Consider the following 12,756-nt stretch of genomic DNA (forward strand, 5'->3'; position numbering starts at 1 on the left):
ACATCTAACTCCCTTTAGATCATACATGTATACATTCTCAGTTACGCTTATGGCAATTGAATCTGCTTATTATCGCGAGACTCTTTGTAGAGTGTAATCGTGTTCCCGAGAATTTGGACGAGTTCACTGCCTGTACGTTCTGCAAGCTCAGCAGCGACTTCATTTTTGTCATCAAGATTGTTACTTAAAATAGAAATTTTCATAAGTTCGCGTTTCTCAATTGCTTCTTCAATATGACGGAACAGGTGCTCATTCGTACCACCTTTACCGATTTGGAACACAGGATCCAGATGATGTGCCTGTGAGCGAAGATATCTCTTTTGTTTACCCGTTAACATTGTATTAACCCCTTATATTATGCATTTTTCATTTTGAAGCTGCATTCCTCTTATATTTGTCCATTATGAAGACGAATATGAGGAATGAGAGCTTCTATTCTTAAAAGCTTTGTAGCACTGCCCTTCTCATGGCGTTGACAGGAGCAGGAATTCCAAACCAATGTTCAAAAGCAATTGCCCCTTGGTATACAAACATACCGAGACCACCGTGAATTACACAATTCTTTTCTTTCGCAATCGAAAGCAGTTTCGTCTCTAGCGGATTATAAATCAGATCACTAACTACAATACCTTCTGGCAGATCCGCCGGATCGATAGGAGTTTCGTGCAGGTTAGGATGCATACCGACGGATGTTGTATTAATAACAATATCCGATCGTAAAAGTACTTGTTGGGAGTCGCCGGTGGCTAGTCCTTGGACTTGACCCATGCTTTTGAAATCGGACGCAATCATCTCAGCCCGTTCCACAGTCCGATTAAGGATCGTGACAGATGCCGGACTTTCCAAAAGCAAGGCATATACGATCCCACGGGCAGCACCACCAGCCCCAATAACTACAATATGTTTACCTTCTATAGAAGATACAGCTTCCTCTTTTAGCGATCTAACATAACCAATACCATCTGTGTTATATCCGATCAACCTGCCATCTTCCTCATGAACGACGGTATTAACAGCACCGATTAGCTTCGCACTGTCATCCAGTTCATCCATGAAGGCCATAATCTCTACTTTGTGCGGAATCGTTACGTTTACTCCTCGAAACCCCATTGCCTTTATCCCTCTAACAGCAGCATCAAGCCCCTCAGGACTCACGTGTAAGGGTACATAAGACCCCTGCAAGCCTGTTTCCTGGAGAGCTATTTGATGCATAGCGGGAGACTTACTGTGTGCAATCGGATCACCCATGACCCCAAGAAGCGTATACCCACTGGGCTTGCGTTCTTGTACTTTATTTGGCATTCTGTCTCCCCCTATGAACCTTGATTCCCCATGTTCAGACAGAGCAATTAAATTAATGAAGGACGAACCATGACACGAACTCCACGCGGTGCATGTACCGCAACCAGAGCCCCTTCCTGACCATTCACTTTAATCCAGCCAAGACCCGAAATAAAGACATCGCTGCGACTTCCTTTTGGAATCCGGAAATCATGACGGGTCCACTCTGGGATATCTTTCATATCCTCACGAGATGGAGGTGACAACATTTCGCCCGCATGATTTTCATACAGCTCATCTGCCCGCTCCAATTTGGTCCGGTGAATTTTAATTGCATTGTTCGTATAGCAAGTGAAGGACTGACGCTCCCCTTCCATAAAATCAAATCGTGCCAGTCCGCCAAAGAATAGCGTTTGTCCACTGTTCAGCTGATAAACGGCTGGTTTAAGCGGTTTGTCTGGCATAATAGCTGATAAATCTTTACGAGATACGATCTCGCTGTAACGCCATGGATATACGATACCTGGTGTATCAATAATGGAAGCTCCATCATCAAGCGGGATATGAACCATATCCAGTGTCGTACCCGGATATCTCGAAGTCGTAAGTTCCTGATCAAGATCACTGTAATCGCGAATCAAACGGTTAATCAGCGTTGACTTTCCGACATTGGTCGCACCGACTACATAGACATCACGTTCTCCACGATGTTCGTTTACCGATTCAAGAAGTCTATCGAAACCTTGATTCTGTTTAGCACTGCACAAAACAACGTCTACGGTTCTCAGCCCTTGTGCTTTTGCTTGCTGCTGAACCCAGTTACGAACTTTATTCCAATTCGTTACCTTAGGAAGCAGGTCTGTTTTGTTAACCGCAAGCAGTACAGGGTTGTTTCCTACAAAGCGCTGCAGCGCCGAAATCATACTGCCTTCGAAATCAAACAGATCGACAATATGAATAACGAGTGCATCTTTGTCTCCGATTTTACTAAGTAGGGCCAGAAACTCATCTTGGTCTACCGTAACGGATGATGCCTCGCTATAATTTTTAATACGAAAACAACGCTGGCAAATGACAGGATCGCGATCCAGCGCTTTTGTTGGTGTATACCCCGGCAGCTCAGGTTGTTCTGTCTGCAGTAGAATACCGCATCCGCTGCATCTTCCTTTTGTGCCGTCATGCATTTGATTCATTTTTTCTTTTCCTCCTCAAGCCATAGGCCTTTCCTACGTAAACGGGACAACGCAATACGCTCTACCCGTCTGTTAAACCTCGTCATAATCCCTTCGTCTGCAATGGCAATAGGCAACACAAGAACTGTATATAGCCCTAGTCTGTTCCCACCAAACACATCCGTAAGCATTTGATCTCCTACTACGATCGTCTGCTCTTCTGTTAAATTCATCATTTTAATCGCCTTGCGAAATGGGGTATTAGAAGGTTTGCGTGCCTCGTGTACATACTCGATCTTCAGAGGAGTAGCAAACGTAGACACCCGAGTCAACTTGTTGTTGGAAACAATGACCAGTTTAAACCCAGCATCTCTCACCTTTTCGAACCAAGCGATGAGTTCAGGGGTTGCTTCAGGTGCCTTGGCTCCCACAAGTGTGTTGTCAAGATCCGTTATAATTCCGCGATATCCACGTTCATACAATGCTTCTAAATCAATATCAAACACGGTTTCCACCTGGAGTTTTGGTATTAGCCTTTTAAACAACATGTTCACCTCAATTTCATACGACAAACTATAACATAATCTGTACAGTTAGTAAAAAGGCAAACGGACACGGGAATGCTTACCCCCGTGCCGATTTCAGCCTTTTCTTCATCTGTCTTGCAATGTCTTGTACCCTTTGCCAAGCATCCTCCTGTACATGATCGGGACTGTACCTTGCCATTTCAAATTGTTTGAGCAGTTCGGCAAGTTCATTTGCGACCTGTGGAGCTTCTTGTTCCCACCTTGTAACTGATTCGCGTAGGGTTTCATGTTGGTCACGGCGCAGACCTTTGCGCCGTACCGTACGAATCCATCGTTCTGTCTCTACTACGACTTTCTGCTCCGGTGTAAGCGGCTTACCAAGTCGCAGTCTTAGCACATAGAAATGGAGTGAATATCGATTGCGCCACAAGATATATCCTACCCACGCTATTAGTACAGATACAGCGGCCCATACAATAACAGGACTAACTGTAAAAGAAGGTTCATTGGCATTGTTTTCCGGTTCAGGTGTTTCTTCCGGCTGTATTTCCTCTTCTTCTTCAGGGGTTTCAACCTGATCTCTGTCCTGCGTATCCGTTAGAAGCGGCATATTAAATCCAGGCGTAGCTTCTACGGGAATCCACCCATATTCTTCCCCAAAATAAACTTCAGCCCACGAGTGTGCATCCGCATTCGTCACTGTATAGGACATGGAGGGCGTTTCGCCATTTTCTTGGGAGAGCATTGCGCCATCTCCATAACTTGCCTGACCGGGAGCATATCCTTTTACCCATCTCGCGGGTATATCCAGTGAACGTGCCATCATGACAAGTGAAGTTGAAAAGTAGTCACAATATCCTTCCCTTACTTCAAACAGAAAGCCTTCTACAAAATCTTTACTCTGTTTTAAAGATAAATCTGGATTGTTTGTGTAACTAAAATTGGTTGTTAAATAGTCTTGCAGCAAACCTACTTTTTCATACGGATATTCTGCACCCGCTGTTATTTCTTCAGCTAACTGGGTCACTCGCTCAGGAAAATGATTAGGAACTTGCAAATAATCCGGATTCACATCACCCGCTCCGTATAGTTCATCATATGTCTTGAGCATAAGCGCTTCGACGGGAACTAGCGGTACCTCGGAACGAATTGTGTACGTTCTCGGAAATGCCGTGTTACGGTTTCCATCCCAGTGGAGTTCAGCTTGTCCGCTTTTCCATAACAATGTATTCGCTTCGCTCTCTCCGTCAATGGAGGTGACCTCATTAATAGCGTACGCTCCAAAAAGTACAGGATATACCGTTTCATTGAGCATCGTTACAGTTTGGGTAACTTCCCGTGTGTTACCTTGACTAGCCGCTCCTCCATTATCCAGTTCGCTGCCAATATTTACTCCATCAAACGAACGGCGTGAAGAAGAGGGTTCCTGCCATCCTGTTCCTGAATATTCGTCCCTTGTTTCCCCTCGCCAATAGCTTCGTTCTGTCGTATTGATCGTCATGACGGGAGAATAATCATAATTAAAACCACCGCCAAGCTGATTATCTTCCCGGCTGTATCCGGACTCAGAGTTCGGGGACGCTCCATTCTCTCCATCTTGCGAGGTTCCTGTCGGCAAAACATCTCCTCTATACTGAACCCAGGCCGTGTATGGGTCCATTAAGATAGGAGGTACCGTGGGCATATTTACACCAGCAACAATAATAAGAGAGAAAATGACAATTACGTTTGCGATAATCTTGAATGGATCACGGCGTAATCTTTTCCAACCTTGAGGGTACTTCAACTGAAATTTACGGAGATGTAAACATACAAGCCAGGCCATACCTGCAAATACAATCCAGGCAATTTCTTTCCACAAAACGGCAGGAGTGAAAGAATCAAGAATCCCGAGAGCAATGATATTCATAGCCAGGAAAAGCAAAACTCTTCTCGCATCCGTCACTAGGCGAAGAATACACTCCATCATCACCCAAGTACTGAGAGAGAACCAGAGGTACGGGTTCAGGATCGCGAGGAAATCCGCAAGATTTTCAGACAACGTTCCATCGGGTATGAAAATACCGTAAAAAGACAATACATAATATAAAATAAAACCGATAAGGATCAACTTTATAAATAGTCTGAACACTGTTCGAAAAGGAAAAATAATTTCGGAAATCGCTACACCGATCAGCGTCACGGCGACTAGTGCTGTTGTCTCCTGAAACCAGACAGGCTCTGTATACGAGACCCACTGCATCCCAATCATGACGATCCATAATAAGGCAAAGACGCTATACCATGAACGTGTCAATTTGCTTGAAAATATCCTCATGCATTCCCTCCTCCCAGAACTGAGGGCAGCTCTTGCAAATTAGAAACAGCATATCCTTTAATACCTCGAGCCCGGAGCATGGAAATCCATTCACTGTTTTGACTGGATACAGACCTGCTGGTTATTTGGATATGACAAGCAGTCATCCCCCGAGTACCTGCAAAACGTAATGTTTCAAGCACTTCTGCGTTCTCCTGAGGTGAAATCAGCACAAAAAACGCGCCCTGAGGAAAAAATCGCACCGATTCCTTTACACTGAGCAACAAATTCCCTGTCCCTTTGGAATCCAAATCGACCAGATGATGCAACATTTTATGCCGTTCGTTTGAACTATCCGTAGGCTGGAAACAAGTTGTCTTCTCGCTGAGTGTACATAACCCCATTCCCATTCGCTCACGACTTCCGTATTCAAGGAGTGAAGCTGCGGTGGAAACGGCCAGCTCATACTGTTCTGTATTTTTGTAACCTAATGCTCGTGAATCCAATATAATCATTGTTTTCGGTACGGACTCATGTTCAAATTCCTTTGACTTCCACTGTCCTGTCTTGGCTGTCGCATTCCAGTGAATCCGTGACAGTCGATCCCCATAAACATAATCACGAACCCCATTGATTTGTGTCGTTTCCCTCCGAGACTTCATGAGAGCGGTTTGGGGACCGGATAACCTTGAATTCCGATCATACAATTGCCAATAAGGAATGAATATGGTTCTAGGTAACACCCTGAACGTTCCGTTTGCTTTGAATTTTCCTTTATGTTCAATTAAACCAAAAATATCTTCACTAATGCATTCTGTATCCGAGAACTGATATTTTCCTCTTTCCAAAGGCGGGGTCTGAAACACCAACGTCCCATTTCCTCGCATATTTGGAATCAGACTTTCCTCAAATGACCAAGATTCTCCGTTATGCCGCTTCAAAACTTCTCTAATTACAACGTAAGGTAAAGGGAGCACTCCTGGAATCTGCAAGTCCAGTCGTACTTTAACCTGATCGTCTGCATGAAGCAGTTCAGCATGCGCATTGCCCGAAGTTAATTGCCGCTCTCCTCTGGCCCGACCCGCACCGCTAAACTTGCCAATAACTAAATATAAACTTAGTAAACTGACCATGCCAAATAGCATAATGGATGTCTTACCACCCTGAAACAAAACGTAAAGCAAACAAATGATCCAAACTAGCAGCACCATCCATAGTCTGGATCTTGCATGACGCCACGGCCGAAACCGTATCGATTTCAGCATTTATGTTCAGCGCTCCATGGAAACAGGAACATGTTCATTTTGCAATACCTGTCTCAGAACCGCTTCCTGGCTTAAACTATCCAGCCTCGCTTCTGGTTTCAGAACGATCCGGTGCGAGATCACATATGGCGCTAGAACTTTAACATCATCAGGAATGACGTAATCTCTTTCATTCAGGAAGGCATATCCCTTAACTGCGTTCATAAATGAAATGGCTGCACGGGGGCTTGCCCCTAGCAAAACGGCTGGATGTTCTCTCGTGCTCCGGACAATACCGAGCAAATAATCGGTAACTGCGTCATCCATATATACACTGCGGATTTCATGTTGTATGGCAGCAATTTCCTCCATCGTTGTCACAGGGATCAGCTTGTCCGCAGGTTGCCCCTGCTGATGTTGTTTCAATAGGTATTTCTCCGTAGCTGCATCCGGATACCCGAGGCTAATCTTTAGCATAAAACGATCAAGCTGAGCTTCAGGCAGCATATATGTACCTTCAAAATCAATCGGGTTCTGGGTCGCGCAAAGCATAAACGGTTTCGGAAGATCATAGGTGTCACCATCCACTGTTACACTGCGTTCTTCCATGACTTCGAGCAAGGCAGATTGTGTCTTTGTTGTCGCGCGGTTAATTTCATCCGCAAGAAGAATATTGGTCATAACAGGACCAGGTCTAAAGTAGAATCGTTCATCCTTGGGATGAAAGACGGATACCCCGGTAATATCACTTGGTAAAATATCTGGATTACATTGGATACGCCGGTATTCCCCTTGCATGGAACGAGCCAGTGCCTTGATCATTTGTGTCTTACCTGTTCCAGGAACATCTTCTATAAGCACATGCCCTCCGGCCAGCAGAGCCGTAAGCAGCAGTTTTATCTCAAATGGTTTGCCTAGTATGGTAGATTCCAGGTTGGATCTGACTCTGGATATAGTGTTTACTGATTCCTTAGTCACAGGCATTTTATTGTAGTACCTCCTAATAGGCAGTAGTTTTTCCTTTTATTGTACATGAATTCAGCACTGAAAGTACAATATTTAGCACGGCTTTTCATGAAAAATAATGGTTCTGATTGTTCATTTCATACAAAATAAGATAAGTGTGGATAGTGTAACTTACATTGGGTAGTGCAATCAAGCTATTAACCTATTCATTTTACATCTATATAAAAGAAGAGAGTAGTTCACTCCTTCTTTCTTGTGTAGCAAAATACATAAAAAAGAGACCTCATGAAATATGTATGAGGTCTCTTTTTTATAATTTAACCTTTCGGTCTAACAAACAATGCCGCCAGGAAAGAAAAGATAATCGCTGACGAAATACCCGCACTTGTTACGCTAAATACCCCGGTAATAACACCAAGCCACCCGTCTTTTTCAAGCTCCGTCAGCGCACCATGAACAAGAGAGTTACCAAAGCTTGTAATCGGTACCGATGCACCTGCACCTGCAAATTTCACTAACGGATCATACCATCCTACAGCATCTGCAATTGCACCAGCCACAACAAGTGTACTCATGGTATGCGCTGGCGTAAGTTTGAGTACGTCAAACATCAGCTGTCCTATGACACAAATGGCACCGCCCACAAGAAAAGCCCATAAGAACTGCATTTACTTTTCCTCCTCTCTTTCAATCGCAACTGCATGAGCTATACAAGGAATCGTTTCCCCTTGTTGGTAAGATAATGGGGATAATAACGCGCCTGTAGCCACGACCAAAACTTTGTTAAGTTCACCCTTTTCCATTCGCTTTAGAAGATGGCCATAGGTTACTGTTGCAGAGCATCCGCAACCACTCCCGCCAGCAATAACATATTTTTGCTTCTTCAGATCATAAATCATAAGTCCGCAATCATTAAACACGGTTTGCTCCATCGGGATTCCTTCTTTTTTGAGCAATTCCTTAGCGATCGGAAGTCCAACCGAAGCCAAGTCACCCGTAACGACGAGATCATAATATCCGGGCTCAAGTCCAGTATCCCGAAAATGTGAAATGATAGTATCTGCAGCGGCAGGAGCCATAGCAGCTCCCATGTTATAAGGGTCCTTGATTCCAAGGTCCATAACTCGTCCAATTGTTGCCCGTGCGACAATTGGACCTTTTCCTGTACTACTGATAACCGCACATCCTGATCCGGTTACCGTGTTTTGCGCCGTCGGTGGCTTCTGAGCACCATACTCTGTAGGGAAACGGAATTGTTTTTCCACTGTACAGTTATGACTTGAAGTACCCGCGAGGACTTTATCTCCTCCTCCGGAGTCCACAATAAGCGATGCAAGGGCTAAGCTCTCCATGGATGTGGAACAAGCCCCGAATAACCCTAAGTATGGAACCCCGAGCTGCCTTGCCGAGAAGGAGCTGCTGATGATCTGGTTCATCAAATCCCCGCCAACAAAAAACTGCAGTTCATCTTTGGATATGTTAGCATTCGCTATTGCCATTTGAGCTGCTTGTTCAAAAAGCCTTCTTTCGGCTTTTTCCCATGTCTTTTCACCAATTTCCAAATTATCATATACATAATCAAAATAGTCTTTTAAAGGACCTTCGCCTTCCTCCGGTCCTACCACACTTGATGCCCCAATGATACGCGGCTTGTTCTCGAACTCCCAAGTCTGCTCGCCAACCCGTTTCATAGGTGATAACCCCCAAATCCAAGACAGGCATAGATAACCCCGATTATAAACGCTGCTACCACACCAAATACGATTACGGATCCAGCCAGTTTGAACATATTTGCGCCTACACCCAGAACGAGCCCTTCTGCACGATGCTCAAGAGCGGCTGAACACATGGAGTTAGCGAAACCGGTAACGGGAACAGCCGAACCCGCTCCAGCAAATTGCGCTATCTTATCGTATACACCAAAGCAAGTCAGAATAACAGATGCTAAAATAAGAACCGCAACCGTAGGACTAGCTGCATCCTTCTGCGTCATATGAAAGCCGCTTACAAATGCCTGCTGGATACATTGTCCGATCAGACAGATGGTGCCTCCAACAAGAAATGCACGAATACAGTTTTTGAAAACAGGCCGGGAAGGCTCGTGCTTCGATGCGATCTGTTTGTATTCATTCGCTTCCACTGATAGTGCCGGAGACTTAGCACTTGTGTCCGGAGATTTCGTTTGATCCGAAATGGCTGACACCCCCTTATAACCCAATTGTAATTTCTCCCGCACTATTGTCGTGCCTGAGATATGTTCATTATGGGTTACACTCACCAATCTTATGTTTGGTAAATGATCCTTTTAAATGGTTGTTAAAGGGGCGCCTTCATTCTTTTTCTAATCCAGAAAATAGCATGACTATGGTGTGCCGATTTATTTATAGAAAAGTACAAAAACAGTCAAAATAATCATAACGCCGAGCATAACTAATCCTTTTCTAACGTGAGGATCCATTTCTCGTCCGCTCCCTTCATCATCTTGCCAGTCTTAGAGGTTTTGTTCATTGTATTATCAGTGTATGCACTAGGCTTCTGTCATGTGAGCGATCTAAACGGTTCTAAAAAGAACGTCATGAAAAGGAAGCAATCCAAGGTCAAACGAACATGGACAATCAGGAATTCCCAGTTCATAATAGAATAATTGAACATTGGTACATAACTATTGAAAGACAGGAGAGATGATGATGGAACAGAAAACAAAAGAACTGTTTAAAACATTAACCGAGTTCCCTTCAGCACCTGGTTTTGAAAGAGAACTTCGTGCTTATGCAAAGAGTTTAATGTCTGAATACACAAATGAGTTTGTACAAGACCGCCTTGGAAGCTTGTTTGGTGTATTACGTGGTAATGAAGAAGGCCCTAGAGTCATGGTGGCTGGTCATTTTGACGAAGTAGGATTTATGACTTCCGGCATTACTGAGGCAGGTATGGTTAAATTCCGTCCAATTGGTGGCTGGTGGAGTCAGGCTGTGTTATCGCAGCGACTGCAAATTATTACACCAAATGGTCCAATTACTGGCGTTGTTGGTTCTACTCCTACCCATTTATTATCTGAGGCAGAACGCAGCAAACCTGTTGACTTGAATTCCATGTACCTAGATATCGGTGCAGATGACCGAGCAGAAGTTGAATCCTGGGGAATTAAACCTGGGATGCAAATTGTTCCTATCTGTGAATTTACGCCACTCAAAAACGAGAAAAAAATCATGGCAAAAGCTTGGGATAATCGTTACGGGGTTGGCCTTTCCATTGAACTACTTGAAGCATTACATAAGGAAAAACTGCCGAATATTTTGTACTCTGGTGCTACCGTTCAAGAAGAACTCGGGCTTCGCGGAGCACGTACAGCAGCGAATCTCATTCAGCCAGATATTTTCTTTGCTCTCGATTGCAGTGCAGCAAACGACATGACTGCAGATAAAAATCAATTTGGTCACATCGGCCAAGGCGCACTTCTGCGTATTCTTGATCCAGGTATGCTTACTCATCGAGGTATGGTCGAATATGTACAAGATACAGCGGAGTCAAATAAAATTAAATATCAGTACTTTATTTCTCCAGGCGGTACAGATGCAGGACAGGTTCACTTGAGCGGTATCGGTGTTCCCTCTACCGTTATTGGAATCTGCGCTAGATATATTCATACGTCATCCTCCATTATCCATACGGATGACTACGATGCAGCTAAAGAACTGATCATCAAACTGGTTCGCGGACTGGATCGCACCACGTTGAACACAATTATCGAAAATTCCTGATCCAATATTCAGACAGGCGGCAAGAGAAAAGGTGTCCTTTTAAGTCTAGAACTTAAGGGGACACCTTTTTTATGGATAAAATCATTCAGAGGAAAGATACTATAAAAATAACGGAGAGAATGAGAGCCAGGCAATGATAAACGTGACCCCAATAAAGAATATTTCTACCCATGCCCCCTGCTTAGAGCCGGTACTCATTAGCTTAAATTTGATCTTCCACTTGAAAGGCGGAAGCGGGCGTATCCCTCGATTGGTCAAACTGTCTGCAACAAGATGGAGCGTATACGACAAACCTCCGGCCATCCATACGGCGTCTCCGTAAGACTTCGTTGTTCCGTATAATAAAAACGTCCACACAGCAATACCATAGAGTGTATGAGTGAGTCCTCTGTGAGGAACAAGAGTTGTTAAAATCAAAAGACTACCCACGAGTAAATTCCATGGGTGAAATGAGTGCCCATAAACGATAAGCCCCAGCCCGATAAAGAACATAATCCACTGCCGAAGCGACCTTGATGGCATAAAGGACACCGTAGCAATCAGTGCAGCCAGAATCCAGTTCCATGGATAGCGTACAATCCCATAAAAACCAACCACAAGGGCAAGAAGAATCAGTGCGATCTGGACGATTCTAAGCAGCCAGTTCGGAATGACGCGAGTCACTAGCAGCGAGTTAGGTTCATCAATGTCCGGCAGTACGGAACTAACTAATGCCACAGCAACGGCAGGAACCGTTATCGGAATGCCTCCCAGCTCTAAAAGGGATAAGGAAATCCCCGTCCCGACGATAATATGGGTTCTACCCATCATGATTAAAATACTTCCCTTCTGTAATATGTATAATTCTGAGGTGTCTGGCGCTAGAAAGCTGCATTACATCTGAAATATCTTAATCATTATAGCACGTATGTTCGTATCGGTATACCCAGATTTATCCGTGGTTGTTTCTCTTTTGAACCTTTTTAATATTGGAAGGATTCAAGTCACCACTAACCGCATTATGTTAAATGGACTTTGGTAATATAAATCAATTTCATAACTCATTGAAACTAAAAGCGATCAGCAATATATGCTGATCGCTTCTATACTTAATCACTGCTTTGCCTTATAAAATTCATGATAAAGTTTCATTAAAGCCCTTTTCTCAATTCGAGAAACGTAAGAACGTGAAATTCCGAGCTCTTTTGCAATCTCTCGCTGTGTCCGTTCTTCTCCCCCTGTTTCAAGTCCAAACCTGCCGACCACCACTTCTTTTTCCCGATCATCGAGAATATCGAGGTTCTGATAGATTTTACTTTTCTCAATCTTGAGTTGGACCTTCTCCATGACCTCATCTGCTTCGGTACCAAGGATATCAATTAACGTAATTTCATTACCTTCTTTATCCGTTCCTATTGGATCGTGAAGAGACACATCTTTACGGGTCTTTTTCAATGAACGAAGATGCATCAGTATCTCGGACCTAATGTCTATAGGGGCGTTAGAAGGATATAATATGGACCTCTTTTT

13 protein-coding genes are annotated in these 12,756 nt (G+C 44.0%); 1 reads left to right on the forward strand and 12 read right to left on the reverse strand.

Annotated elements, in window-relative coordinates; genetic code table 11:
* Positions 1-47: 47 nt before the first annotated feature.
* The 10 genes from yhbY to spoVAC form a co-directional block, all read right to left on the reverse strand.
* Positions 48-338: a ribosome assembly RNA-binding protein YhbY gene (yhbY, locus tag KFT32_RS02660; RefSeq protein ID WP_211745536.1), complete on the reverse strand. Its 291-nt coding sequence runs from the start codon at positions 336-338 to the stop codon at positions 48-50.
* Between the two features lie 100 nt (positions 339-438).
* Positions 439-1,302, reverse strand: coding sequence for a shikimate dehydrogenase (gene aroE, locus KFT32_RS02665; RefSeq protein WP_211745537.1), 864 nt, complete (start codon positions 1,300-1,302; stop codon positions 439-441).
* A 47-nt stretch (positions 1,303-1,349) separates the two neighbouring features.
* The gene (yqeH, locus tag KFT32_RS02670; protein ID WP_211745538.1) at positions 1,350-2,474 is read right to left on the reverse strand and encodes a ribosome biogenesis GTPase YqeH; all 1,125 of its coding nucleotides are present in this window, start codon (positions 2,472-2,474) and stop codon (positions 1,350-1,352) included.
* Complete coding sequence (locus KFT32_RS02675) at positions 2,471-2,998, reverse strand: YqeG family HAD IIIA-type phosphatase (protein WP_211745597.1); 528 nt, start codon at positions 2,996-2,998, stop codon at positions 2,471-2,473. Before KFT32_RS02675 ends, yqeH begins: the two co-directional genes overlap by 4 nt.
* Positions 2,999-3,077: 79 nt before the next feature.
* On the reverse strand, positions 3,078-5,297 hold the full coding sequence (locus tag KFT32_RS02680; protein ID WP_211745539.1) for a transglutaminase TgpA family protein: 2,220 nt from the start codon (positions 5,295-5,297) through the stop codon (positions 3,078-3,080).
* Positions 5,294-6,541, reverse strand: coding sequence for a DUF58 domain-containing protein (locus tag KFT32_RS02685; RefSeq protein ID WP_249435588.1), 1,248 nt, complete (start codon positions 6,539-6,541; stop codon positions 5,294-5,296). The genes KFT32_RS02680 and KFT32_RS02685 overlap by 4 nt, the downstream gene beginning before the upstream one ends.
* A 6-nt stretch (positions 6,542-6,547) precedes the next feature.
* A complete protein-coding gene (locus tag KFT32_RS02690) occupies positions 6,548-7,504 on the reverse strand; it encodes an AAA family ATPase (protein ID WP_211745540.1) in 957 nt (318 codons plus the stop codon).
* 299 nt (positions 7,505-7,803) lie between these two features.
* On the reverse strand, positions 7,804-8,154 hold the full coding sequence (spoVAE, locus tag KFT32_RS02695; protein WP_211745541.1) for a stage V sporulation protein AE: 351 nt from the start codon (positions 8,152-8,154) through the stop codon (positions 7,804-7,806).
* Entirely contained in the window at positions 8,155-9,177 is a 1,023-nt protein-coding gene (spoVAD, locus tag KFT32_RS02700; protein WP_211745542.1) for a stage V sporulation protein AD, read from the reverse strand.
* Entirely contained in the window at positions 9,174-9,626 is a 453-nt protein-coding gene (spoVAC, locus tag KFT32_RS02705) for a stage V sporulation protein AC (RefSeq protein WP_481856293.1), read from the reverse strand. The genes spoVAD and spoVAC overlap by 4 nt, the downstream gene beginning before the upstream one ends.
* Before the next feature lie 547 nt (positions 9,627-10,173).
* Here spoVAC and KFT32_RS02710 point away from each other — a divergent pair.
* On the forward strand, positions 10,174-11,247 hold the full coding sequence (locus tag KFT32_RS02710; RefSeq protein WP_211745543.1) for a M42 family metallopeptidase: 1,074 nt from the start codon (positions 10,174-10,176) through the stop codon (positions 11,245-11,247).
* Between the two features lie 99 nt (positions 11,248-11,346).
* On the opposite strand, the gene KFT32_RS02715 is transcribed toward KFT32_RS02710, so the two are convergent.
* Together KFT32_RS02715 and KFT32_RS02720 are read right to left on the reverse strand one after the other, a co-directional pair.
* Positions 11,347-12,057: a metal-dependent hydrolase gene (locus KFT32_RS02715; protein ID WP_211745544.1), complete on the reverse strand. Its 711-nt coding sequence runs from the start codon at positions 12,055-12,057 to the stop codon at positions 11,347-11,349.
* Positions 12,058-12,339: 282 nt separating this feature from the next.
* Positions 12,340-12,756, reverse strand: a 417-nt coding sequence (locus tag KFT32_RS02720) for a sigma-70 family RNA polymerase sigma factor (RefSeq protein WP_211745545.1), incomplete at its 5' end; no start/stop codon positions are given.

This window comes from Paenibacillus sp. Marseille-Q4541, from assembly GCF_018310695.1.
In the GTDB taxonomy this organism is placed as follows: Bacteria; Bacillota; Bacilli; order Paenibacillales; family Paenibacillaceae; genus Paenibacillus.